Source organism: Asinibacterium sp. OR53, from assembly GCF_000515315.1.
Classification (GTDB): domain Bacteria; phylum Bacteroidota; class Bacteroidia; order Chitinophagales; family Chitinophagaceae; genus Sediminibacterium.
Map to the genome: position 1 here is coordinate 1,845,700 of NZ_KI911562.1, position 25,358 is coordinate 1,871,057.

The following is a 25,358-nucleotide window of genomic DNA, read 5'->3' on the forward strand; positions in this document are numbered from 1 at the left end:
TATCGTCATCCTGAGCGAGCGAAGAACGTCACCCTGAGCGAGCAAAGCGAGTCGAAGGGCGAGTCTAAGGAGCTGCCGCAGGGTTCGAGCAGATCCCTCGGCTGCACTCGGGATGACGGGGAATGTATTTTAATATCCGTACTTGTCTTTCCAGCGCTCTTTTAAAAACTTACGCAACTCGTTCTCACGGGCATTGTTGCCGGGTTCATAGAACTTGTTGCCTTTGATCTTCTCGGGCAGGTATTCCTGTTCAATGAAATTACCTTCTCCCAGGTGTGAGTACTGGTAACCCTTTCCATAATCCATGTCTTTCATGAGCCTGGTAGGCGCATTGCGAATGTGAAGGGGAACGGGCAGGTCGCCATATTGTTGTACCGCTGCTGAAGCCGCTCCGATAGCTGCATAGGCGGCATTGCTTTTTACAGAAGAAGCCAGGTAAGTAGCACATTGCGATAAAATGATGCGGCTCTCAGGGTAACCGATTTTGCTCACGGCATCGAAAGTGGCGTTGGCCAGTAACAAGGCATTGGGGTTGGCATTGCCAATGTCTTCACTGGCGAAGATGAGCATGCGTCTTGCAATGAACTTTACATCTTCTCCGCCTTCAATCATCCGGGCCAGCCAGTACACTGCAGCATTTGGATCGCTGCCACGCATACTTTTGATAAAAGCAGAAATGATATCGTAGTGCTGTTCGCCCTGCTTATCGTACAAAGCGATTTTCTTTTGCGCCACCTGCATAACCAACGCATCTGTGATCACCACCTGTTTCTTTTCTTTCACTTGTGTTTGCACTACGAGGTCCAGCAGGTTCAACAGTTTACGGGCGTCGCCACCGGAAATGTTGATCATAGCTTCCGTCTCTTTCAGTTCAACAGATTGCCGTTTTAACCAATCGTCTTTTTCCAGCGCCTGGTGTAATAAGGCGGTGAGGTCTTTTTGCTGCAAAGCCTTCAACACATATACCTGGCAACGGCTGAGTAAAGCGCTGTTCACTTCGAAAGAAGGATTTTCCGTAGTGGCGCCGATGAGGGTAATGATGCCTTTCTCAACGGCTCCCAGCAGGGCATCCTGCTGCCCTTTGTTGAACCGGTGTATCTCATCGATGAATAAGATAGCCCCACTTTGCATACGGGCCTGGTCAATCACTTCACGTACATCTTTTACACCGCTGCTGATGGCGCTGAGTTGAAAATAAGGAAGCTGCAAGGTATGTGCAATGATATTGGCAATGGTGGTCTTGCCTACACCCGGAGGCCCCCAGAGGATCATGGAAGGAATCCTTCCTTGCAAGATGGCCATCCGCAGTATACTACCCTGACCGGTAAGGTGTTCCTGTCCCACTAAATCATCCAGCGTAGCCGGACGCATTCGCTCTGCTAATGGCGTTTGATTGTTCACACCTGAAAAATACTAAAATTAATGGCACAATGTGATTGGGTATTGAACAGTTATTCAGCGTTGTCGCTGGAAGAGAAAAGGTGGTTATAACGCTTTAATAATTTGAAATTGATGAAGATATGAACCAGTAATACGACGCCGGTAAACAACATGAAACCGGATACCCCTTTGATCATTTTAAGGAAGAAATCGATGCTGTAGCCGGAAGGTAAATTGGGTTGTGCCTCTAATAACTGACTCACGGTCTGCCGGAGCGTGACCGGGTTCATCATCAGCAGGCTCACCGAATTGAGCACGAACAAAGTGGCAATGCATACACATACATAGGCATTCACTTTGATCCAGTCTTTCAGGGATGCTTTACATGTCTTTCCACCCATAATACCCTTGGTCAGGAAACTAAAACTGGTGAAAGCATAAACGGCCATGCAAAAGAACAGGAACACCACCAGCAGCAACGCAGGATTGGCCATGGCCGTGAGCAAAAAGATGGTTGACATCAGGCCAAAGAAAGCGCCGATGGGTAGTAAAATATAGCTGAGAATGCGGAATAAAGTCAGTTGATTCACGATGCGTATAATTGGTTGAGTAGTGAATGAAACTTAATCCTGACTCAGGTTTAATTGAATCTGCAATTCATCCAATTGCTTATCATCAATAGAACTGGGCGCATCCAGCATCACATCACGGCCACTGTTATTCTTGGGGAAAGCGATGAAGTCGCGAATACTTTCACTGCCACCCAGGATGGCGCAAAGACGATCGAAACCAAAAGCTATTCCCCCATGCGGCGGTGCGCCGAATTCAAAAGCACCCAACAGGAAACCGAACTTATGTAACGCTTCCTCCTGGCTCATGCCCAAAGCAGTAAACATTTTTTCCTGCAAAGCGCGCTGGTAGATACGGATCGATCCGCCACCGATTTCATTTCCATTCAGCACCATATCATAAGCATTGGCCTTGATATGGTTATAGGGATGCTCCAGGTATTTTTCTGCATTTTCAATCACCGGGTTGTTATTGATCATCACATCAATATGATCGGGTTTGGGTGAAGTGAATGGATGGTGACGCGCTACCCAGCGGTTTTCTTCTTCGGCATATTCGAACAGCGGGAAATCCATCACCCATAAAAGTTTGAACTCATCTTCTTTGCGAAGTCCCAGGCGCCTGCCCATTTCCAGTCGCAATTCACTGATGGCTTTGCGGGTGCGCTCTTCACGACCGGCCAGTATCAATACCAGGTCGCCCGCTGCGGCCCCTGCTGCATGCGCAATGGCTTTCAGTTTTTCTTCGGGATAAAATTTATCTACACTGCTCTTGTAACTGCCATCTGCATTGCATTTGATGAATACAAGTCCCTGCATGCCTATCTGCGGGCGCTTCACCCAGTCGGTCAGTTCATCGGTTTGTTTACGGGTGTACTCGCTGCAACCGGGTGCTGCAATGGCCAGTACGGTTTCTGCATTGTCGAATACGCCAAAACCGGCGCCGTTGATGAGTTCGCCAATGGCTTCTATTTTGCCATTTCGGGTGAAAGCCGATTTCAGGTTGGCGATCTTCATGCCAAAGCGGATATCGGGCTTGTCGTTACCGTACTGCCACATGGCATCTTCCCAACTCATGCGTTCTACCTTTTCGGTATAGTCTATGCTCTTTACATCTTTAAAAATGCGCTTGATCAACCCTTCGAACATGTTCAGGATGTCTTCCTGCTCTACGAATGCCATCTCACAGTCGATCTGTGTAAACTCCGGCTGCCTGTCCGCTCGCAGGTCTTCATCGCGGAAACATTTCACAATTTGATAATAGCGGTCATACCCGCTTACCATGAGCAATTGCTTGAATGTTTGCGGCGATTGCGGTAAAGCATAAAACTGACCGGGATTCATACGGGAGGGCACCACAAAATCGCGGGCGCCTTCGGGTGTGGACTTGATCAGGAAAGGCGTTTCAATGTCCATGAACTGGTTCTCATGCAGGTAGTTTCGCGCTGAGCGATTCACGGCATAGCGCAGTTCCAGGTTCTTCTTCACGGCATTGCGACGGAGGTCCAGGTAACGGTATTTCATGCGCAGATCATCGCCTCCATCGGTATCATCCTGTATGGTAAAAGGCGGAACGACCGACTTATTCAATACGGTGAATGATTGTATGTTGATTTCAATCTCACCGGTTGCAATATGAGCATTCTTGCTGCTGCGTTCCGCTACCAGGCCGGTAGCCTGTAAAACGAATTCACGCCCCAGCGGATTTTCATCCAGCACTTTATTGAGTTCTTCTCCGAACAGCAACTGGGTAATGCCATAGCGGTCGCGCAGGTCCACAAAAGTAATGGCGCCGAATTTGCGAACGGTCTGTACCCATCCGGCCAGGGTTACTTGTTTATTTACATCACCAATCCTTAATTCTCCACAGGTATGAGAGCGATACATAATCAATGTCTTTTATACGGTCCGCAAATATAGCCGAAATGGCCGTTTGCATGAAATGATGGTATTCCATGAATTTGGTTGCATCTTTGTGGGAATGACAGCAGCAACTTCTTCCAGGCGAAGCCACAGATGGGCTGTAGCCGTTTTTTTCTTCCTGGCCGGCCTCTGCTTTGCCAGTTGGGCCAGCAGGATACCCGATATCAAACAAAAATTAGAACTGAACGATGCAGGGTTGGGAGCCGTACTGGTAGCGTTGCCGGTAGGACTCATGACCAGCTTACCCATTGCAGGCTGGCTGGTATCTCGCTGGGGCAGTAAAAAAGTAGTGATCCTGGCTGCAACCGGTTACCCGCTCACCCTGGTATTCCTGGGTGCGGTACAACATTCCTGGCAACTGGCAGCCGTATTATTTGTATTCGGCTTATTCGGTAATTTGTTCAATATTTCTGTAAATACGCAGGCGGTAGGGGTAGAGGCTTTGTACAAGCGTCCCATCATGGCCTCTTTCCACGGTACCTGGAGCCTGGCAGGATTTTCCGGGGCCGCCATCGGCACCCTGGCTGTATCGGGCAGCCTGGCTCCGCTGTATCATTTTGCACTGATCTGTAGTGCGGTGATACTGACCTTACTGATTACCCGTACTTACCTGTTACCCACCGATGCGGGCAAAAGCAACCAGCCCATTTTTGCCAAGCCGGATGCGGCCATTCTCAAACTCGGACTCATCGCTTTCGGCAGCATGGTTTGTGAAGGAACCATGTTCGACTGGAGCGGCGTATATTTTCAGAAAGTGGTTATGGTGCCGGAGCAACAGATCACCATGGGTTATGTAGCTTTTATGAGTACGATGGCGGGCGGGCGTTTTATCGGCGACCGGCTCACTGCCCGGCTGGGCGCAAAGCGCATGCTGCAATGCAGTGGATTGGTCATTGCGGTTGGATTGTTTACTGCTGTTTTGTTTCCTACAATGATACCTGCAACTATAGGCTTTTTATTAGTGGGTATCGGCGTATCATCCGTAGTACCACTGGTGTATAGTTCTGCCGGTAAATCCAAAACCATGTTGCCGGGTGTTGCACTCGCAGCAGTGTCTACTATCGGCTTCTTTGGCTTTTTATTCGGTCCGCCGCTGATCGGTTTCATCGCACAGGCAGCCAGCCTGCGCGTGTCGTTCAGCGTTATTGCCTGCTTCGGACTGTGTACCGCTTTACTGGCATCCTTCATGCGATGGAATTGAGCGCATCCCTGCATAATCGTTAAAAAAAAACTAAATGCAGCGGGTTCCTTTGCCAAACCTGTTTCTGGTAAAAGAATTGAATAGGTATGAGTGAACAACATTCATTCACCTTTCAATGATTTGACATGAAAAGACTACTACTTATTTCAACGACAATACTTCTGTTATTTTCGTTCAGCTCCTGTACCAAGACGGTGGTAGTAGCAGATGGCGGTATGCCGGTTGCAGGCTCCTGGGTATTGGCAGAAGCTTCACAACACACCAGCTATGGCTGGCAATTGGTGCACACGGGACTCGAAAACGGCGTGTTTTATTTTTATAACGATGGAGGCGCCACATACAGCGATGCAGCTATCAACATGCAAGGAAGCTGGGCCATGCGGTATACCAGCGGAGGTTACTACGACCGTTATGGCGATTATTATTCCGGATCTCACTATGCATTTGAAATACATCTGCGCGACAGGTACAGCGCCGGCTCGGTAGACTTGTTTTTCGATGAAGCGATTGTGTCAGGTAATACATTGATCGCTACTTACTATAACGGTAACTATGTATCGCGTTATATATTCAACAGATATTGATGCGTGATTTTGTTAAAGGGTTTCTATTTCACCTTTATGCCTGGGTTTGTACCAGCAATAATAATAGGCCAGCATGCCGATACCTAAAAGAAACGGAATCAGCGCCAGGTGTTTGTACGTGATGTGTCCGGAGATGATGTGTTCATCGAAGTGCAGGAACTCGCTGATCATCCAGTAAGAGTTCGCAGTGATCCAGACGGTGATGGCTAGGTTGTGACATAGTTCCGATACCATCTGACGGGTTCTCCACGCGATGACGATGGAAATGACGAGGGTAGGGAAGATCATCGCAACACCCAATGGTTTCCAGATCATGCACCAGGCAATGTCTTTGAATAACCAGAATACAATGTGCAGGTTCTCCATTTTTCTATAAGCAACGGGAATGCTGTAAGTAGCTGCGGTTGCATGGGTTTGATTGCTCATCTGCTGTTGAGTTAGGTATTGAGCAGGCAAGTTAATTTATTGTGCTTTTCCTGCACTGAGGATTTTTGTAAAACGGCTGATGTCTGCCTGCGGCATGATGGGGTTGCCATTAACGAGGTAATCGGTGAATTCATGCGCAAAATAAGGCGCCAGCGAGCAACCCTTCGTACCCATCCCATTGAATACCCCTACGGAAGGAGTAACAGGATGCAGCCCCACAAAAGGCCTTCTTTCCAGGTTGGCAGGCCGTTCGGAAGCGATATGGTCTTCAATGGTAAACGGCAATTTGAGCCAATAACCCAGCTGGGCTTTTACTTTTTCGAGGAAATCGGGGGAAGGCGCCAGGTCGGTAAAATCCCATTCATAAGTAGAGCCGATCCAGAACAGGTCTTCATTACCCCAGGGTACCAGGTTGATACCCTGTTTGAAGATATGGGTACGTGGTAACCCGGGAATGTGGGCAATGATCGCCTGCCCTTTATTGGGAGCATAGGGGAGTGAGCGGAAATAAGGATTGTTGAATCCTGCGGCACCCTCACAACAGATGATCTTCGATGCTGTGATGTTTTGATAACGGACATGGTCAGGAAAAACTTCGCAATCCTGCCAGTTGAATGTTGATTCCAGCAATAGTTTTTGTTGCTTCAATTGTGAACGCCAGCGATCCAGCAAGATATGCAGGTCAATGAGCCAGCAAGGATTGATCTCTCCTACACCGAACGGATAGTTGAAATATTTTTTCCATTGATCTGCATCGTCGGGCTTGCGTAAATAATCCGTTTCCACAGGCAGGCGTTCTGCAAAAGCCAGCATCATTTGCGGAGTAGGATGAAAATCCAGGATATTGCATTGCCGGATCAGTTCAACATCGAATGCTTTTCCCCATTCTGTGTACGCATCCACCGCAAAAGGCATGAGTTTTTCTATTTCCCAGGTGCGTACAATACGGCGACCAGTAACAGGATTGATCACACCGCTGGCAACTTTGGAAGCGGTGTGCAAACGATTTTCATCAATGACTACGACACGTTGGCCGGCCTTCAATAAATTCCAACTCAGAAAGCTTCCGCAAATGCCCTGTCCGATAATGATATAGTCTGTGGTCATGTTATTTTCCTACCCTGATGTTGAATCCTTCGGAATGGCTGTTGAACTCGGGCGCGTACATACACTGGATCGTCGCTATGCCAACCGAGAAAACGCCGGTTTGGGTTACAAAGGTCGGGTATTCGAAAACATAAGTGCCTTTCCGCAGGTAACTAATGAAGAAATTCGTGCTGGCATCTCTTGTACTCTCGTAATAACCCAGTCCATCCTGCCATTTGTAAGCACTTAATACATTCACCGGCTCCATGGCAGCCGCCCGCATGTCTTTGAGGTGCAGGTATTCCATGTCGCGGTCGCTTTTCAATTCTATCCGTACCACCACTTTATCACCCAGTTTTAATTCTTCTCCTTCTTTAACCGGATCGAGCGCTTTGCCATTTTCTGTGTTTCTTTCCACAAATAATTTTCTTGATAACGATAAAGGAGTAGCTGCGGCTGTGATCTTGTCAAGGTTTTCAAAATATTGCCAGTACACACTACCCCAACTGGGAGGCTGTTCGTTATAACTGCGTGTTGAAGCGATCTGCACAGTAACAGCGCCCATTTCGGGTTTTACAGATTTGCCATCGATATGTGTATTAAAATAACCAGTACCAGCCTGCTGCTTTCCAGTATTATTATTGATGGTATAATTGCCCAGACGGATAGACAATTTGCTTTCGGTGTTGAGCCACCCGCTGCCACTTTGCAATAAGGCATAACAGGCATCAGCGGTAGCTACAGTCGTTTTCCAGTTATTGGTTTGTTTGTTCAATAACAACCAGGTTCTCGCTTTGTTGATGGCAGACAATAAAGACTTGCTTTTGTTATCCTGTTGTAATTCCTGCAGGAATGAGATCATTATACTTTGATGCTCAATAGGTGAGGTATACCAGAAACAGGTCTGCTGCGATTTCCAGTGAAGACTGCCTTGCGCAGTATTTTCAACCGTATTTTCCAGTATGGAAGGAAGGAGGGTGGTGTTCACAAATTGCACGTCATTGTTGCGGTAAAAGGCCAGCCCCAACATGGCCTGGTTATATTGATTCTGATCATTCCAATGTTGTTTGCCAGCGTTATAAAAATACCGGTAGGCTTCGGGAGCAGTTTGTGCAATATCCTTGAAAAAACTGCGCATATACAGGTATTGAATTTGTTCGGAAGACAATTGCCATTGCTTATGACCGGTAGTTTTATTTTGGTGGATGCTTTGATAGTCTTCCTGCATTTTATTATCAAGCCATTTAATAGCATTGCCAATAATAGGATTGAGGCGTGAGGCCATACCAGCGTTGAATGCACCCAGCCGTTTCAGCTTGCCAATGCCGGTAAGAATATAATTGGTCATATACCGGTCTTCATACCCTCCTTTGAACCATGCAAAGCCACCACTGGGCAATTGTAACTGCTGTAATTTTTCAATGAACTGGTCGGTTTGTTGATCAAGCTTTGCAAGGTCCAGCAGCAAAGCCAGGTTCTTTGACTGGCTCGCTTCGTTCTCAGCATCAAAAACCCAGGGCGTTTCTTCTATCAATAGTTGTTTCAGCGCCTGGTTCTTTTGCAGGTTGCTTTGTGCAGCGCTGGTATCTGTTATCCATTGATCCAATACCTGTTTGATCTTTGGATTCTTTTGCAGGATATAAGCGGCAAGCGCATTGGCATACACACGGTTGAACGTTTGCTCTGCACATTCGTAGGGATATTCGATAAGATAAGGCAAGGCTTTTACCGCATACCAGGTGGGATTGGTCGTGTATTCAACCGTTAACCCTTCATGCGTAAGCGTTTCGCTGGATGTGTACAGCAGTTTCTCAAAGCGGAACGACTGCGTAGTATCTTTCTGAAGGAACAACGGCAGACTTTCGGTAACCAATATACGGTTGGTGACAACAGGCAGGGTATTTTCTTCCCCATCACTGTAATTGCCCGCTTTTGCTACAATTCGCCAGGTGAGTGGTTTGTTGAAACTGAAAGGCACCTGTATCGGGAATTTAACAATAGTACTTTTTCCTGGCTCAGCGGTAAAATATTGAAGAGGGAAAACGTTCTGGAACCAGCCATCCACCGGCGTTCCGGTAGTAGCGTCGATCAGCTCAAGTGTTGCCTGGCCTGTTAGTTCCTGTGCCCCCAGGTTGGCGATCTTACTACTCAATTCAACCTGGTCGCCTTCGCGAAGAAAACGTGGCAGATTGGGTTGTACCATGAGTGTTTTTTGGGTTATGATTGATTGTGTAGCAGCGCCAAAAGCAAGGTCTTTCGTATGTGCGAGAGTCATCCATTTCCAGGTGGTAAGTGCCTCCGGCATGGTAAAGCTGAAACCATAATTGCCCAGTGAGTCGGCATAAAGTTGCGGGAAGAAGAAAGCGGTTTCGTTGAAATCAGTTCTTATTTTCTGCGGCTCGATCTTTTTGTTATTGACGATAGTATCGCCGTTGGCATTAACAGAGAGACTGCTGTTGTCTGTCCTTGAATAATCGGCGTAAGATATTTTATTTCTACCGGCTGCACCCACCGTTACTACTTCATTCAGCATTTCCGGACTAGGATGTAACTGAACACTTATCGAAGCCGTAGAATCATTCTCCCATTTTATGCTATACCTGCTCCAAAATTCATTGGCATTAACAGGCAAATGATCATAAGTATGTTCAATAAATTCAACATCAGGTACTGCTAGGTAATTCTGGTTGGCAGTTGCTGCGCTGAAATTAGTAGATGCAATAAAACCATTCCGCCAATAATTGGTTTCCCAAATAGCAGGTATGTTCCAGCCATGCGGTTTGAATTGGTCCAATGAAGCATCATACATACCGGTAAGCAATTCTGCGGCTTGCTGCTGGCCTTTCTCTCCCTTCACCTGTACAGTCCATTGTTCCTTGCTTCCGGGCTCGGTGTGGTTACGGAAACTGGCATAGCTCACTGTCAATTGCTTATTCGTCCAGGGAACGAGCACATTATACTGGCTGGTATAAACCCTGTTGTTGTAAACAAAGACTTCAGCAATCCCAACACCCCCGCGGTCCGCTTCAGTTGTTGTAAACGCAATGGTTTCAAATCCTTTATTGCGGGTATTAAAACTATAAGCTCTTCCGGCTTTCCCCGGACGGTCGGTTCTGCGAATTACATAAACCTGGTCGGCCATCGAAGCAGCATAAAACCTGGCTGTATCACCCGGCAGCGCCATTCCCTTAATTGTATAACTGAATTGATACGATGCAGTAGTGTATGGTCCTTTGGTGATGCTAAACAGCTGTATGTATTTAATGTCTTTCACTTCCTGTCCGTATGCATCGGTAGCAACAGATTCGATCTTGTAATAGCCACTGTGTAATATGCCCGGAGTCAATTGCCAGGTTCCGCTTTCTTTGGTATCGATGGTAGAAGATGTTACAACGGCCCCAGCTTTCCATGTCCGGTAATTCGATTCATTCTCATATTCATCATTCGGAAAATACCTGGTAAACTCATCGCGACTCATCACGAACAGATCAGGATTCTGCCAGTAACGTTTTCTCACAGGTTGTTGCGGCGCCTCCAGCGGATAGATGCTGACATGCACTTTAACCTGTTCCGGCTGCCCGTCGAGATTGGTTGCACTCAACTTGAGTTGGGCAAAACTGTCAGTGGGCAATACATCTGGTATATTGGCCTGCAGTATAATAGACGCATAACCAACTTTTACGATGGTGCTGGCCGTACGCGTTTCGCCGTTGATATCCGTTATGCTCACCGATACTTCGAAATTGAATACAGGATTGGCTTCCCTGTTCGCATGATCATCTGCCAATGCTTTGAAGGGAATATTGAATTTGCCATGATCATCGGTGGTTACTTCACCATGTGCAATTTCTATCGAAGGCGATTGCATTGGTATGTAATTGCCGCGCAGCCAGGGGTTCAGGTAACGGGTATTTCTTTTAACAGTATAGCTAACTTTAGCGCCGTTGATGCTATTGCCGGCATAGGCAGTGGCATTGCCATGCACAGTTACCGAATCATTCAGGCGATAACTGCCTTTTACTTTGTCAAAACCGGCAAAGAACCTGGGCCTTTTGTAAGCTTCAACAGAAACAGCAGCGCTTGAATAGATCTTCCAGTTTGTTTGAATGGAAAAAATACCAGTCAGTGTATTTTGTGGAACCTGGAACCGGCCGCTGAATGAACCATAGTCATTCAGTGAGAAATGAACAGAATCCACCCTTTTGCCATTAACATTGTACAGGTACACCCAGCCTGAATCTTTACGGGTAATCAACCTGCTCATCCTGGTCTGGCGATTTTTTTTAACAGCAATGCCTTTGAAATAAACGTACTGCCCCGGCCTGTAAATAGAACGGTCGGTAAAAAAGAATATCCTGCTGTTGCCGTTTTCGAAATCATCCGCTTCGGTATCCTGTACATCATCGATGGATAGATCGTTTTGGTAAGGAATGAATTCAGTTGCATCGAGTCGGAGCTCATCTTTTCCTTTGCTGAAAACATACCGGGTATTGCGGCTTCGATTGTTCGTTTCACGGTACATGAAATAACCATTCCGGTCTGTTTGCTTATTGTCAATAAGGCGTTGCTCGCTAAAGATGGCCACATTTACATTCGCTAATGGCTGGCCGTTCTCACGGTTCAGCACAAAGAAATCACGATCATTACGGACATAACTGATATTGGAAACAGAAAAGAACTGAACACTCAGTTTGTTGAGGCTGTCATTGAATAGCGGACTGTTTGAACACAACAGAGCATAACGGCCAACAGCAAGCCCGTCTATCTTGATCTCAACAGCGTGCTGCCGGTAATCATTGGTAACAGGCAGCGCCTGGGAGAAGGCCCTGTATGTTTCCAATGAAGTGATCTTCTTCCAGTAACCGTCTTCCCAATACTGGTTGGGCAGTTCTTTTGTATCAATGCGTATGATCCTTGCATAAACAGTGTCGATGTTTCGGAAACTTACCAATGCCCGGAAGGGTTTACCGGGAATATTTACTTGTTCGGTTTGAGAGCTTAACTCTTTTGCTGCGATCAGTGATAACAATGGCTGGAAATCGTTACGCCAGGGATTGTTTTTGTCAATACTGGAAAGCGCATTGTCAATGATTTTTTTTGCCTTTACATAAGCATAACGATTGCTGGTGTCTACCGATGCCTGGTAGTTACCAGCCTTTTGCAACTCCAGTTGCGCCAGGTCTATCCAGGCTTTTGCAATGGATGACACCTGTTTGTTGTTTGATATAATCGTTTCCAGTGCAGACCTGTAAGCCGATTCCTTGTTGTTGAACTGTGCATGACCATACACCCATTCAATCCGTTCGATATCGGTTTCCACCAACTCATCGGCATTCGTGGTAACAGTTAAGAGGTGCTGGTATAATTGAAGGGCAATCAGTTCAAGCTTGCTGTTATCCTTTGCAAGAAATGGATGCCTGATAAATGCATCTCTTCCTGATAAAGCAACGGGATCGCTGATCCTGGAAACATACAGCGGATCGTTTGAATAAGGGTCGCCCGATTTGAAGTACACCAATGCTTCATTGGCCAGCAAATGATATAAGGAAGAACAGTGCCTGTTGCCTTTGATCAATATGGCTTCAAAATCTTTGAGACTGGTATGAAGTAATATTTCTTTATCGGCTAAAGCTTCCAGGAAATATTGCGTGATGGCTTTGTGAAAATCAGCAATGCCCCAGGTGCTTATATCAGCTTTGGCATAATGAACAGTCGCTTTCCGGTTGTAAAAGCGCCAACGGTACCTATTGAAGTATTCATACAGTTTTTTTGCTACCAACGCTTTCAGGATGCTTTTTTGAACAGTATTGTCGGTGTTGTCGATAGAAGCCAGTAATGTTTGCACTGCCCGGCTGGGATCATTTTCCGACAACTGGTCTTGCAGCGAATATCGATAAATGAGGCATTTGATAACCTGTGCCTGTTGCTGCTGGCTCACTTTCTTCTGTAACGCATCCAGTTTAACAAGTGCCGATTTGGGAAGACTTTTGATTACTATCAGTGAATCGATCTCTTTCCATTCTTTCTGATAAGCGGTGTCCTTTTGTTGTGCATGAACAAAGCCTATGCACAACATCATCGCCATTATCATACCCATCTTCTTTAAAGCCATACTGATGATTTTATAAAGTAAAATACGTTTTGTATCTAAGGATGCAAACCTGCAGGGGATTACACAAAGATGTAGCAGATACACAAAAAAAATCCCGGTAGTGGGAATACTACCGGGATGATCTATGGATTTAACTTTTTTATTTTTTCAATACCTCGGCTATGGTCTTGCCAATATCGGCGGGACTGGCAACAACAGCAATACCACATTCAGCCATGATCTTCATCTTGGCAGCAGCAGTATCGTCTGCACCACCGATGATGGCGCCGGCATGTCCCATACGGCGGCCGGGAGGCGCTGTCTGACCGGCGATGAATCCTACTACGGGTTTTTTCTTGTTGTCTTTGATCCAACGTGCCGCTTCGGCTTCCATGCTGCCACCGATCTCACCGATCATGATGATACCATCGGTTTCGGGATCGTTCATCAGCAATTCAACGGCTTCTTTGGTAGGCGTGCCAATGATGGGGTCGCCACCGATACCGATAGCAGTGCTGATGCCGAGTCCGGCTTTCACCACCTGGTCTGCCGCTTCATAAGTAAGGGTACCGCTTTTTGAAACGATGCCAATACGGCCTGGTTTGAAAATAAAGCCAGGCATGATACCTACTTTGGCTTCGCCGGCGGTGATCACACCCGGACAGTTGGGTCCGATCAAACGGGTCTTCGTTCCCAGTAAATAGTTTTTCACTTTTACCATGTCCTGCACCGGAATGCCTTCTGTGATACATACAACCAGTGCAATACCAGCTTCGGCTGCTTCCATGATGGCATCGGCTGCAAAAGCCGGCGGAACAAATATGATACTCACATTGGCGCCGGTATTCTTTACTGCATCGGCCACAGTGTTGAAAACGGGTCTGTCGAGGTGCGTGCTGCCACCTTTACCGGGCGTAACACCACCCACTACCTGCGTGCCATATTCGATCATTTGGGTAGCATGGAAGGTACCCTCTGTTCCGGTAAAACCCTGAACAATGATCTTTGATTGTTTGTTCACTAATACTGACATGGGAACTATTTCTGGAGTTTTGTGAAATGTGGCGCAAAAATAAGGTGAAATAGGAGGATTATGTATGTTTTCTTTTCATTTCCCTGTTCAATTCCTACTTTTGCGCCTGCCTTGAGGCATATTTAAAACTAAAACTATGGCAACTACATCCGACATCAGTCGTGGTATGATTTTGAAACTAGATGGCAGCCTGTATTCCGTGGTGGAATTCGGAGAGAACAAAACAGCGCGAGCCGCGGCAAAAGTGTGGGCGAAACTGAAAGGTGTTGATAACAACCGCTCTATTGAAAAAACATGGAACAGCGGTGAAAACATTTTCCCTGTACGTGTAGAGAAAAAAGCGTTCCAGTTCCTGTACAAAGACGATTCAGGTTATAACCTGATGAACAATGAAACCTTTGAACAGATTGTGCTGGGAGAAGAAATGATCGATGCGCCCCAGTTCCTGAAAGATGGTTCTGAAGTATTTGTATTCATCAATACGGAAACCGAATTACCCATTGGTGCAGAACTTCCCGAAAAGATCGTCGTAAAGATCACTTATTGCGAACCCGGTCTGCGTGGCGATACCGCTACCCGCGCCCTGAAAGCCGCTACTGTTGAAACAGGCGCTACTGTTATGGTGCCGCTGTTCGTGGAAGATGGTGAACTGATCCGCGTTAATACCAAGACCGGCGACTACGTGGAAAGGGTGAAAGAATAACCCCATTGTTTTACTTGTTTTTTAGAAAAATGTTGGAAAGCAGATAAAAGGCGAAAAAGGCCCTTTTTTATCAAAAAAAGGCTATTTTGGCCCTCTATTTGACCAAATCTGACTGATTTTACCCCTTAAATTGCCCCAATATGGACTTAAAACAGATTCATGAATTGATCAAAATCATCAATAAGAGTAACATTGGTGAGATCAGTATAGAAGACAAAGATGGCAAGGTGACCATCAAACAAAAGGAAGAGCAGGTTGTAACGCTGGCTTCTCCTGCCCATCACCAGGTGATCACAACAGCTCCCGCCCCTCAACCCGCTGCAAACCCCGCCCCAGCCGCTCCAGCCGCTCCAGCCGCCCCCGCTAAAACAGATAACCTTATTACCATAAAAAGCCCCATGATAGGAACCTTCTATCGCAGATCATCCCCCGATAAACCGGTGCTGGCAGATGTGGGAACGGAGATCACACCCGGTAAAGTGGTGTGCATTATAGAAGCGATGAAATTGTTCAATGAAATTGAAAGTGAAATAAGCGGTACCATCGTAAAAGTGTTGGTAGATGATGCGAGCCCGGTTGAATACGATCAGCCTTTATTTCTGGTTGAGCCGGCCTAGTTTTAATAGTTGTTAGCTGTTAGTTGATAGTTGTCAGATGATTTTTTCTATTTCTAACAACTGACAACTATCAACTAACAGCTCTCTTTGTCATTAAGAAATTAAAAAGCATGTTTAAGAAGGTATTAATAGCTAACCGTGGAGAGATCGCGTTGCGTGTGATCAGGACCTGCCGGGAAATGGGAATCAAAACAGTGGCAGTGTATTCCACAGCCGATAAGGATAGTCTTCATGTACGCTTTGCAGATGAAGCGGTTTGTATCGGTAAACCCCAGAGTGCAGACTCATACCTGAATATCCCTCATATCATGGCTGCTGCCGAGATCACCAATGCCGATGCTGTGCATCCAGGCTATGGTTTCCTCGCAGAGAATGCCCGCTTTTCACAGATATGTGCCGATCATGGCATCAAGTTCATCGGGCCTACACCTGAAATGATCAATAAGATGGGTGATAAGATCACCGCTAAAGACACCATGATCAAAGCCGGTGTGCCGGTGGTGCCTGGAGGAGAAGGGTTGTTGGAGAGCCCGGAACAAGCCAAATTGCTTGCGAAGGAAGTAGGGTATCCTGTGATCCTGAAAGCTACTGCCGGTGGCGGTGGTAAAGGTATGCGCGTAGTATGGGAAGAAAAAGAACTGGAAAAAGCATATACCACGGCCAAAGTAGAAGCTGCCGCTTCTTTCAAGAACGATGGCATCTACATGGAGAAATTTGTAGAAGAACCCAGGCATATTGAAATACAGGTAGCGGGCGACCAGTATGGTACTGTTTGTCACCTCAGCGAGCGCGACTGTTCTATCCAGCGCCGGCACCAGAAACTGGTAGAAGAATCACCTTCACCATTCATGACACCTGAATTGCGCCAGCGTATGGGAGAAGCTGCCATCAAAGCGGCGGCGGCCATCAATTACGAGAGCGTGGGTACGATTGAGTTCCTGGTAGACAAGCACCGCAATTTCTACTTCATGGAAATGAATACCCGTATACAGGTAGAACACTGTGTAACGGAGGAAGTGATCAATTTCGATCTCATCAAGGAACAGATCAAAATTGCCATGGGTGAAAAAATATCCGGCCGCAATTATGAACCCCAGATGCACGCGATTGAATGCCGTATCAATGCAGAAGATCCTTATAATGATTTCAGGCCTTCGCCGGGTAAGATCACTACATTACATACACCGGGCGGACATGGCGTTCGCGTAGACAGTCATGTGTACACCGGTTATGTGATCCCGCCTTATTACGATTCAATGATTGGTAAACTGATCACGGTAGCGCAAACCAGGGAAGAAGCCATCAGCACCATGTACCGCGCTTTGAGCGAATATGTGATAGAAGGAGTGAAGACTACTATTCCATTCCACCTGCAACTGATGCAGAACGAAGATTTCCGAAGCGGAAATTTCACGACGAAGTTTTTGGAGTCTTTTAAGATGAAATAAAAAAAGAAGCGTCATCCCGAGCGAGCGAAGAACGTCATCCTGAGCGAGCGAAGCGAGTCGAAGGACCTGCTAAAGACCTTATGAGGTCCCTCGGCTACGCTCGGGATGACGTTTCTTTTAAGTAGAAGTTTATTTACCCGCACCCTGCCTGGGCCCACCACCTTGCATACGGTTTTTCCTCATTTCTTCAAAGAAAGTGTTTACTGACTTGATCTGGTCGTCGGTCAGCGGAATATCTTTCCATTTTTTCTCTTTTTCTTCGTTGATGGATTTCATCTTGGCAGCGCGCTGGTCTTCAGTAAGGTCACGCATGCCGCGCATTTCGCCCATGGCCCATACCTGGGTTTCAATTACTTTATCGGCCTGTGCGTCTGAAAGTTTCGTTTTTTCAATGAGCATGGGTTTCATTCGCTCTTTCATACGCTGAACCATAGCGGCGGGATCCATTTGTCCGCCCCCTGGAGGCTGCGCCAGTAAAGTGGTTGCCATACAGCAAAGCACAACGGATAACAATGCACATAACTTTTTCATACTTCTGAAAGTTTAGTTTAAAAATTAGCAGAAGTAAGGTACAGTGTTCAAAATATAGGCCGTTGTTAATGTCGGCAAAAACGCATAATTCATCGGCATGAAAAAGGGGCTGCCCCACTTAAGGAACAACCCCCGATTGCTCAAGTCAAAAAAACTTATCTTAAAAACAGCATCTCGCGGTATTTAGGCAATGTCCATGCATCGTCGTCAACCAGGTGCTCCAGTTTGTCAACATGGTAGCGGATCTCGTCGAAGAACGTTGCTTTCACCTGGCTCTCGTAAGCGATGGCCTTGGTGCGTGTATTGTCGATATTGTTGGCCACTTTCCTGGCTTCCACCATGGCATGTGTTTTATCGTGGATCACCTGGATGTGCTCGCTCACTTCTTTCAATACAGCCAGTTGGCTCTTGTAAGCGCTCTCGGGTAAACCTGCTGCTTTCAGTCCGTTCACGTTTGCCAGCAGTTCATTCTGGTATTTGATGGCTGAAGGCAGGATATGGTTGATGGCCAGGTCGCCCATGATACGTGCCTCGATCTGTACTTTCTTGATGTACTTCTCAAGTTCGATTTCGTGACGGGCTTCCAGTTCTGTGTGAGTATAAACGCCTGCAGATTCGAACAGCTTCTTGGCTTTATCGGTCAGGAAGGCATCCAATGCAATAGGTGTTGTTTTCAGGTTGGGCAGACCGCGGCGCTCCGCTTCGTGGTGCCACTCTTCACTGTAACCATCGCCTTCGAACAGTACATTCTTGCTTTCAACGATGTATTTCTGGATCACGTGCATGATGGCGATTTCTTTCTTATCACCTTTCTCGATCAGTGCATCAACATCGGTCTTGAACTTTTTGAGGGTATTGGCAACGATGGTGTTCAGCACGGTCATGGAGATGGCGCAGTTGGCAGAAGAACCAACGGCACGGAATTCAAATTTATTACCAGTGAAGGCGAAAGGAGAAGTCCTGTTACGATCGGTATTATCGAGCATCAGCTCAGGAATGCTCCTGTGCAGATCCAGTTTGAGGATGGCTTCGTCCTGCTCATCGAATTTGGTGTTCACCCTGCTTTCGATATCACCCAATACTTTCGCCAGGTACTGACCTACGAATACAGAGATGATGGCAGGAGGTGCTTCGTTGGCACCCAGACGGTGGTCGTTGGGAGCAGAAGCGATAGCAGCACGCAACACATCAGAATAATCATGCACTGCTTTGATGGTGTTCACGAAGAAAGTAAGGAACATGAGGTTGGTCTTGGGCGTTTTACCGGGAGCCAGCAGGTTAACGCCGGTATCGGTAGCCATGCTCCAGTTGTTGTGCTTACCGCTACCGTTGATGCCCGCAAAAGGCTTCTCGTGCAACAGTACTACCAGCTTATGACGTTTGGCCACGCGGCTCATTACGTCCATCAGCAAAGTATTGTGGTCAACAGCGATGTTCACTTCTTCGAAGATAGGAGCGCACTCAAATTGTGCGGGAGCTACTTCATTGTGACGGGTACGTAAAGGAATACCCAGTTTGTAAGCTTCCTGCTCGTAATCCCTCATGAATGCATACACACGCTCGGGGATAGAACCAAAATAATGGTCTTCCAGTTGCTGGCCTTTGGCAGGAGCAGCGCCGAATACGGTACGACCGCACTGTACTAGGTCGGGACGTGCATTCACCAGCGCTTCATCAATCACAAAGTATTCCTGTTCCCAACCGAGGGTAGGTGTTACTTTGGTTACATTTTTATCGAAATAGTTACAAACTTCTACGGCAGATTTGTTCAAAGCTTCCAGCGCTTTCAGCAGGGGAGCTTTATAGTCGAGCGATTCACCGGTATAAGAAACGAAGATAGTAGGGATACAGAGTGTTTTACCTTCTCCGATTTCAATGATGAAAGCCGGTGAAGAAGGATCCCATGCAGTATAACCGCGGGCTTCGAAAGTAGCGCGCAGACCGCCGCTGGGGAAAGAAGAAGCGTCGGGCTCCTGTTGGATCAACGCAGCGCCGTCGAATTCTTCGATGGCAGTGCCGTCGCTTTTCAGTGTAAAGAATGAGTCATGCTTTTCAGCAGTAGTACCGGTAAGGGGTTGGAACCAGTGCGTGTAGTGGGTAACGCCTTTGCTCTCTGCCCAGGCACGGATGCCGTTGGCAATCTGGTTGGCTACGTTGCGGTCGATCTTTTTACCACCACGGATGCTGGTAACAAGACTTTTATAAGCCTCATCGGCCAAATATTCGCGGGCTGTTTTCAGTGTAAATACATTAGAGCCGAAAATTCCGGTGACTTTGGCATTGGGTACCGCCGCCCCTGCTGAGTCGTTGGTGATGCTGCTGATGGCATTAAATCTCAAAGACATAATCAGTTGTTTGTTTTATTTGACTTAATTAACGGCACAAAATACGTTCAAATAATCCAAAAAATCAACAAGTAGGATATTTTTTGAAGAAAAAAATGCAAATTTTGGGTAAAAACAAAACATAGAATTATTTGTAATTCATTTTATTTTGTAATTTCTTATCTAAAAGGCTTTTTTAAAAGACAAATCAGGGAGTGTGAAAAGAGTATGGTGCCAGTTTGGTTTTAGTATGCAAGCAGTAAGAAACAAGTTTGCCGGTAGTAAGCCGACAGTTAGCTTGTAGTTACTTTCTAGTTTACTTCTAGTTAGCCACAAGTTAGCTATAAGTTAGCAGGCCATTTTTTGATGTATGCCAACAGGACAGTCTAAAACGTCATTGAGCCATCGGGCATTGAGTAATCGAGCCATTGATTCCTTACCTTTGCGCCATCATGGAAATTACCGTTAAAACCGCCCAGCAACTTCGCTTAACAGAAGATGAATTTGAGTTGATCAAACAGAAACTGGGCCGCACCCCCAATTTTACCGAATTATGCGCTTTCAGTGGTATGTGGAGTGAGCATTGCAGCTATAAAAACTCCATCAAATGGCTCAAAACCCTTCCCCGCGACGGCGGACGGATGCTGGTGGCCGCCGGTGAAGAGAATGCCGGTCTGATGGATATGGGCAACGGTTTCGGTGTTGTATTTAAAATAGAAAGTCATAACCACCCCAGCGCGATCGAGCCCTTCCAGGGAGCGGCTACCGGTGTGGGTGGCATACAACGCGATATTTTTACCATGGGCGCAAGACCCATCGCCTCCCTCAACAGCCTCCGTTTCGGTAACCTGCAGGACAGGAAAACGCAACGTTTACTGGGTGGTGTAGTGAACGGTATTGGTCATTATGGCAACTGTTTCGGCGTTCCTACCGTAGGTGGTGAAGTTTATTTTGAAGATTGTTATCATACCAACCCCCTCGTGAATGCCATGAGTGTGGGTATCATGAAGGCGGGAGATATGATCAGTGCTACGGCCAAAGGAATCGGTAACCCGGTATTCTTTGTAGGCAGCGCCACCGGCAAGGATGGCATCGGCGGCGCTTCCTTTGCATCGGCCGATATCACAGCAGAAAGTGCAGAAGAACTGCCCGCTGTTCAGGTAGGCGATCCCTTCCAGGAAAAGAAATTACTCGAAGCCTGCCTCGAACTCATTACTACCAACGCGGTGGTAGGGATGCAGGATATGGGTGCAGCCGGCATTATCTGTTCTACAGCGGAAATGAGCGCCAAAGGTGGTGTGGGAATGCGCATCGATCTCGATAAAGTGCCTACACGCCAGCAAAACATGAAAGCATGGGAATTGCTGCTGAGTGAAAGCCAGGAGCGCATGCTGATCGTAGTCGAAAAAGGAAAAGAAGAAGCCGTATTGAAAGTATTTGAGAAATGGGATCTTTCGGCCAGCAATATCGGAGAAGTAACTGATGATGGTCTGTTGAAGTTCTACATGCACGGCGTACTCGAAGCTGAAATTCCCGCACATGAATTGGTGCTGGGCGGCGGCGCCCCGCAATATACCAGGGAATACAAAGAACCCAGGTACTTCGAAAAGATCAAAGCCTTTAACATCGACAGCATCAGTGATACAACAGATCTGAAAGCAACAGCCGCACAACTGGTGCAAATTCCCAACATCGCATCCAAGCGTTGGGTGTACACGCAATACGACAGTATGGTGGGCGCTGCCAACAGTTCCACCAATGCCCCCAGCGATGCCTCCATCGTGCTGGCAAAAGGTACCGGTAAAGCATTGGCTATAACGGTTGACTGCAACAGCAAATATGTTTTTGCCGATCCTTACCAGGGTGGCATGATCGCCGTGGCAGAAGCCGCCCGCAACATTGTGTGCAGTGGTGGTGAGCCCATCGGTGTTACCAACTGCCTGAACTTCGGTAATCCTTACGATCCGGAAGTGTATTACCAGTTTGTGAAAGCAGTAACCGGTATGGGCGATGCCTGTCGCAAATTCAACACACCTGTTACCGGCGGTAACGTGAGTTTTTATAACCAGAATCCGGAAGGTCCTGTTTATCCTACTCCTACAATTGGCATGGTGGGTATTGTGGATGATTTTGATAACCGCATGACCATGGATTTCAAAGAGGCGGGTGACCTTATCTTGCTGATCGGCGAAGCCAGGAACGATATCGCTTCTTCGGAATACCTGCATAAGATCAAGGGCGTGGAATTTTCACCTGCACCTCATTTCAACCTGGATGAAGAATATAAAGTACAGCAGTTTGTGTCAGCCTCCATCAAACAAAAACTGGTGAAAAGTGCACACGATATCAGCGAAGGCGGATTGGCAATTACTTTGCTCGAGAGTGGATTCAACCGCAACCTCGGTTTCCAGGTAAATGCACAAACCAACCTGCGCAAAGACGCTTATTGGTTTGGAGAAGCACAAAGCAGGGTAGTGGTATCGTGCAGCGAAGCACAGGCGGCCACATTGATGCAACAGGCAGAAGAGGCAGGTATTGTGGTAACCATGCTGGGAACGGTAGGCGGCTCACAGGTAGTAGTGAACGGTGAGAACTGGGGCAGCATCGAAGACTGGAAACTACAATACGATACGGCCATTGAAAAACTGCTGAATTAAATTTCGATGCCAGAACAACCCTATATCATTGTAACAGGTGCGGCCGGCTTCATCGGATCCTGCATGGTGCAATACCTGAACGAATTTGGATTTCATCAACTGGTACTGGTAGATGATTTTGGCATTGAAGCGAAGAGAAAGAACTGGGAGCATAAAAAATACGCGCATATTGTTGAGCGCTACAACCTGATGGACTGGCTCAACGACCACCAGCCGGCTGTTGCCTGCGTGATACACCTCGGCGCGCGTACCGATACTACTGAATTTGATTACAGCATTCACGAAGCGCTCAATGTGCAATATTCCAAAGAGGTATGGCAATACTGCACCGCTTTGAATATCCCGCTCATTTATGCTTCGTCCGCCGCCACTTATGGTGATGGGGCATTGGGTTACAATGATGATCATGCAGTAGTAGCGCAACTGCATCCCTTGAATCCTTATGGTGTTAGTAAAAATGAATTCGATAAATGGGCTTTGGCACAGGAAGAACAGCCGCCTTGTTGGGCTGGCCTCAAGTTTTTTAATGTGTATGGTCCGAATGAATACCACAAAGGCCGCATGGCCAGCGTGATCTGGCATGCGTTCAACCAGATCCAAAAAGAGGGTGTAGTGAAATTGTTCCGCAGCCATAAAGAAGGGTTCAAAGACGGTGAGCAGTTGCGCGATTTTGTGTACGTCAAAGATGTAATAAAAGTGATGGGGTGGATGATGCACGTCATGCTCAATGGAGCCTGGTCAGCTGCGAAAAATGGCCTGTATAACCTGGGAACCGGCAAGGCCCGCAGTTTCAACGACCTGGTGAAAGCCACTTTTGCGGGGCTGGACAAAGCGCCGAATATTGTTTTCATTGACATGCCGGAAGACATTCGCGATAAGTACCAATACTTCACAGAAGCTAATATGCAGAAGCTTCATCATGCGGGTTACACCGATGATTTTTACTCACTCGAAGAGGGCGTAAACGATTATGTGCGCCATTATCTCGCCACAATGCAATATTTTTAACAGGCAATTGCAGTGGTTGGTTGCATTTTTTTCTTTTTAAAGTTGAATTATGAGCAAGAAAATAGCCATCATCGGTGGTGGCAACCTGGGAATGGCCATGGCCGAAGGATTGGTGAATAGTCATTTCATCAAACCGGAACACCTGGTGGTGACCAAAAGAAACATCAGTACCCTCAAATCGCTGGAAACGAAAGGGGTGATGGTGAGTAATGACAACAGTGAAGCTGTACGTTATGCTGAGTGGATCATACTGGCTGTAAAACCGTTTCAGATCAAAGAAGTACTTACGAGTCTGCAACCATTGCTTGATCCTCAAAAACATGTGCTCGTGAGTGTAGTTACCGGTGTGTGGATCAAAGACATCCAGAAAATCGTGGGTGACCGGTTCGCTGTTTTCCGTGCTATGCCTAATACGGCCATTGCCATACAACAGAGCATGACCTGTATCTGCGCGCACCAGGCCAGCGAAGAACAAATACAATATGTATCCGCCCTGTTCGATCAGCTGGGCAGATCGGTCTTCATTGAAGAAAAGTTAATGGATGCCGCCACTGTACTGGGTGCCTGTGGTACTGCTTACGCCATGCGTTATATCCGCGCCAATATCCAGGGCGGCATCGAGATCGGTTTCAGCGCTGCAACGGCTTCATTGATCGCCGCACAAACAGTAAAAGGCGCTGCGGAATTGCTGCTGCAAAAAAATACACACCCCGAACAGGAGATTGATAAGGTAACCACCCCCAAAGGATGCACCATTGCCGGTTTGAATGAAATGGAGCACCAGGGATTCAGCTCTTCCCTCATCAAAGGAATTGTTACGAGCTATAGGAAGATTATAGATGATATGTAGCGCATGGTGAGTATAGTGGATTATCTCAAACCCTGCAGTATTGATATTCCAGTATTAGAAATAAGGGTTGCTGTTATGGAAATAAATAATGCCTCACATATTATTCATGATTATTTTCAAAAGCTCTCTAAACATATTACTCGAATAAAGAAGCGATACGATGAAGAAGATATCCATGCCTTTCGTATAAATGTAAAAAAGCTGAGCGCTTTTTTGAGTATGCTTCAAAGTGGCGTGACAAGCAAAAAGGATTTATTAAAGCTCCCGCATCGCATCAAAAAAATATATTCTTTAATTGGCAAGATTCGAGACCGGCAATTATGTATTGAAAAGATCAAAGAATATAATACGGCCAACCTTAAACTATTTCAAAACCCAATAGCCGAACTGAAAAAAGAGATCAAGCAAATCGAAGGAAAAAGAAAAAGCTTCCTGAAAAGAAAAGAGTTATCTGAAATAGAGCATGAAATAACCCATGTAATACCCCGCAAAGCAGGAAACAGGTTAATACAAACGTTTCTTGCAGAAAAACTGTCTACTATTTTAGCTGTTATTGCTAAGGAGCAATATGCGGATGAAGAGTTGCACATCATTCGAAAGAATATGAAGGGCATGCTGTATATCAAATACCTATATAAAAATGCCAATAAAATTCCTCTCCCCTTTTCATTTTGGGATCAAAATCAATGGAAGAAAGTAGAAGACATATCCAATATACTGGGTATGTTTATAGATAGAGGCGTTGCGCTCAATTTATTAGAAACAACTGCTGGTAATAAACCTGATGCATGGGAGAAAGAGTTAAAGGCATTATGGTTCAAATGGCTGAAAGAAAAAAAAGACCTGAAAAAAGAAGCGTTGGGTCAGTTAGGTACCCTTCTTCCGTTGCAGCTTTCTAAAATACATGGGTATCAGACCATTGAGTAA

General features: G+C 46.5%; 18 protein-coding genes. 9 read left to right on the forward strand and 9 right to left on the reverse strand.

The annotated features are described in order from the left end of the window. Nucleotides 1-129: 129 nt before the first annotated feature. From SEDOR53_RS0108260 to aspS, 3 genes are read right to left on the reverse strand one after another with little or no spacing between them, the layout of a single operon-like run. A complete protein-coding gene (locus SEDOR53_RS0108260; RefSeq protein ID WP_026769306.1) occupies nt 130-1,401 on the reverse strand; it encodes a replication-associated recombination protein A in 1,272 nt (423 codons plus the stop codon). 50 nt (nt 1,402-1,451) lie between these two features. Continuing rightward, on the reverse strand, nt 1,452-1,970 hold the full coding sequence (locus tag SEDOR53_RS0108265; RefSeq protein WP_037360822.1) for a hypothetical protein: 519 nt from the start codon (nt 1,968-1,970) through the stop codon (nt 1,452-1,454). A 33-nt stretch (nt 1,971-2,003) separates the two neighbouring features. Further along, a complete protein-coding gene (gene aspS / locus SEDOR53_RS0108270; protein WP_026769308.1) occupies nt 2,004-3,836 on the reverse strand; it encodes an aspartate--tRNA ligase in 1,833 nt (610 codons plus the stop codon). Nucleotides 3,837-3,930: 94 nt separating this feature from the next. Between aspS and SEDOR53_RS0108275 the strand changes: the two genes are divergently transcribed. Together SEDOR53_RS0108275 and SEDOR53_RS0108280 are read left to right on the forward strand one after the other, a co-directional pair. Beyond that, nucleotides 3,931-5,073, forward strand: a complete 1,143-nt coding sequence (locus tag SEDOR53_RS0108275) for an MFS transporter (protein ID WP_037361830.1) — start codon at nt 3,931-3,933, stop codon at nt 5,071-5,073. Between the two features lie 125 nt (nt 5,074-5,198). Beyond that, nucleotides 5,199-5,657, forward strand: a complete 459-nt coding sequence (locus SEDOR53_RS0108280; protein ID WP_157576735.1) for a hypothetical protein — start codon at nt 5,199-5,201, stop codon at nt 5,655-5,657. Nucleotides 5,658-5,669: 12 nt separating this feature from the next. Here the strand turns inward: SEDOR53_RS0108280 and SEDOR53_RS0108285 are convergent, their stop codons facing one another. From SEDOR53_RS0108285 to sucD, 4 genes are all read right to left on the reverse strand, one after another. After that, entirely contained in the window at nt 5,670-6,083 is a 414-nt protein-coding gene (locus SEDOR53_RS0108285) for a hypothetical protein (RefSeq protein WP_232214741.1), read from the reverse strand. A 36-nt stretch (nt 6,084-6,119) separates the two neighbouring features. Further along, a complete protein-coding gene (locus SEDOR53_RS0108290; RefSeq protein ID WP_026769312.1) occupies nt 6,120-7,190 on the reverse strand; it encodes an FAD-binding oxidoreductase in 1,071 nt (356 codons plus the stop codon). A 1-nt stretch (nt 7,191) separates the two neighbouring features. Beyond that, nucleotides 7,192-13,281 (reverse strand): alpha-2-macroglobulin, encoded by a 6,090-nt coding sequence (locus SEDOR53_RS0108295; RefSeq protein WP_026769313.1) that lies wholly within the window; start codon nt 13,279-13,281, stop codon nt 7,192-7,194. A gap of 139 nt (nt 13,282-13,420) precedes the next feature. Next, nucleotides 13,421-14,293, reverse strand: a complete 873-nt coding sequence (gene sucD, locus SEDOR53_RS0108300) for a succinate--CoA ligase subunit alpha (protein WP_026769314.1) — start codon at nt 14,291-14,293, stop codon at nt 13,421-13,423. 136 nt (nt 14,294-14,429) lie between these two features. On the opposite strand from sucD, the gene efp reads away from it, so the two are divergent. The 3 genes from efp to accC all read left to right on the forward strand — a co-directional run bounded on the left by efp (nt 14,430) and on the right by accC (nt 17,061). Next, entirely contained in the window at nt 14,430-14,996 is a 567-nt protein-coding gene (efp, locus tag SEDOR53_RS0108305; RefSeq protein ID WP_026769315.1) for an elongation factor P, read from the forward strand. A 140-nt stretch (nt 14,997-15,136) separates the two neighbouring features. Continuing rightward, nucleotides 15,137-15,613, forward strand: coding sequence for an acetyl-CoA carboxylase biotin carboxyl carrier protein (accB, locus tag SEDOR53_RS0108310; protein ID WP_026769316.1), 477 nt, complete (start codon nt 15,137-15,139; stop codon nt 15,611-15,613). Between the two features lie 110 nt (nt 15,614-15,723). Beyond that, complete coding sequence (gene accC, locus SEDOR53_RS0108315; protein WP_026769317.1) at nt 15,724-17,061, forward strand: acetyl-CoA carboxylase biotin carboxylase subunit; 1,338 nt, start codon at nt 15,724-15,726, stop codon at nt 17,059-17,061. 129 nt (nt 17,062-17,190) lie between these two features. On the opposite strand, the gene SEDOR53_RS0108320 is transcribed toward accC, so the two are convergent. Together SEDOR53_RS0108320 and SEDOR53_RS0108325 are read right to left on the reverse strand one after the other, a co-directional pair. After that, complete coding sequence (locus SEDOR53_RS0108320) at nt 17,191-17,592, reverse strand: hypothetical protein (protein ID WP_157576737.1); 402 nt, start codon at nt 17,590-17,592, stop codon at nt 17,191-17,193. 155 nt (nt 17,593-17,747) lie between these two features. Then, nucleotides 17,748-19,937, reverse strand: a complete 2,190-nt coding sequence (locus tag SEDOR53_RS0108325) for a glutamine synthetase III (RefSeq protein WP_026769319.1) — start codon at nt 19,935-19,937, stop codon at nt 17,748-17,750. A gap of 407 nt (nt 19,938-20,344) precedes the next feature. On the opposite strand from SEDOR53_RS0108325, the gene purL reads away from it, so the two are divergent. Genes purL through SEDOR53_RS0108345 form a run of 4 tightly spaced genes read left to right on the forward strand, consistent with a single transcriptional unit; the run spans nt 20,345 to nt 25,358 of the window. After that, nucleotides 20,345-22,573: a phosphoribosylformylglycinamidine synthase subunit PurL gene (gene purL, locus SEDOR53_RS0108330; RefSeq protein ID WP_232214742.1), complete on the forward strand. Its 2,229-nt coding sequence runs from the start codon at nt 20,345-20,347 to the stop codon at nt 22,571-22,573. Between the two features lie 6 nt (nt 22,574-22,579). Further along, the gene (gene rfaD, locus SEDOR53_RS0108335; protein ID WP_026769321.1) at nt 22,580-23,581 is read left to right on the forward strand and encodes an ADP-glyceromanno-heptose 6-epimerase; all 1,002 of its coding nucleotides are present in this window, start codon (nt 22,580-22,582) and stop codon (nt 23,579-23,581) included. A gap of 49 nt (nt 23,582-23,630) precedes the next feature. After that, nucleotides 23,631-24,431, forward strand: a complete 801-nt coding sequence (proC, locus tag SEDOR53_RS0108340; RefSeq protein WP_037360825.1) for a pyrroline-5-carboxylate reductase — start codon at nt 23,631-23,633, stop codon at nt 24,429-24,431. Between the two features lie 3 nt (nt 24,432-24,434). After that, a complete protein-coding gene (locus SEDOR53_RS0108345) occupies nt 24,435-25,358 on the forward strand; it encodes a CHAD domain-containing protein (protein ID WP_026769323.1) in 924 nt (307 codons plus the stop codon).

Bases quoted from the DNA above. Each gene is read 5' to 3' on its own strand.
- aspS (WP_026769308.1), bottom strand. From the start codon at position 3,836: ATGTATCGCTCTCATACCTGTGGAGAATTAAGGATTGGTGATGTAAAT.
- SEDOR53_RS0108275 (WP_037361830.1), top strand. From the start codon at position 3,931: ATGACAGCAGCAACTTCTTCCAGGCGAAGCCACAGATGGGCTGTAGCC.
- SEDOR53_RS0108280 (WP_157576735.1), top strand. From the start codon at position 5,199: ATGAAAAGACTACTACTTATTTCAACGACAATACTTCTGTTATTTTCG.
- SEDOR53_RS0108285 (WP_232214741.1), bottom strand. From the start codon at position 6,083: ATGAGCAATCAAACCCATGCAACCGCAGCTACTTACAGCATTCCCGTT.
- SEDOR53_RS0108290 (WP_026769312.1), bottom strand. From the start codon at position 7,190: ATGACCACAGACTATATCATTATCGGACAGGGCATTTGCGGAAGCTTT.
- SEDOR53_RS0108295 (WP_026769313.1), bottom strand. From the start codon at position 13,281: ATGGCTTTAAAGAAGATGGGTATGATAATGGCGATGATGTTGTGCATA.
- sucD (WP_026769314.1), bottom strand. From the start codon at position 14,293: ATGTCAGTATTAGTGAACAAACAATCAAAGATCATTGTTCAGGGTTTT.
- efp (WP_026769315.1), top strand. From the start codon at position 14,430: ATGGCAACTACATCCGACATCAGTCGTGGTATGATTTTGAAACTAGAT.
- accB (WP_026769316.1), top strand. From the start codon at position 15,137: ATGGACTTAAAACAGATTCATGAATTGATCAAAATCATCAATAAGAGT.
- accC (WP_026769317.1), top strand. From the start codon at position 15,724: ATGTTTAAGAAGGTATTAATAGCTAACCGTGGAGAGATCGCGTTGCGT.
- SEDOR53_RS0108320 (WP_157576737.1), bottom strand. From the start codon at position 17,592: ATGAAAAAGTTATGTGCATTGTTATCCGTTGTGCTTTGCTGTATGGCA.
- SEDOR53_RS0108325 (WP_026769319.1), bottom strand. From the start codon at position 19,937: ATGTCTTTGAGATTTAATGCCATCAGCAGCATCACCAACGACTCAGCA.
- rfaD (WP_026769321.1), top strand. From the start codon at position 22,580: ATGCCAGAACAACCCTATATCATTGTAACAGGTGCGGCCGGCTTCATC.
- proC (WP_037360825.1), top strand. From the start codon at position 23,631: ATGAGCAAGAAAATAGCCATCATCGGTGGTGGCAACCTGGGAATGGCC.
- SEDOR53_RS0108345 (WP_026769323.1), top strand. From the start codon at position 24,435: ATGGTGAGTATAGTGGATTATCTCAAACCCTGCAGTATTGATATTCCA.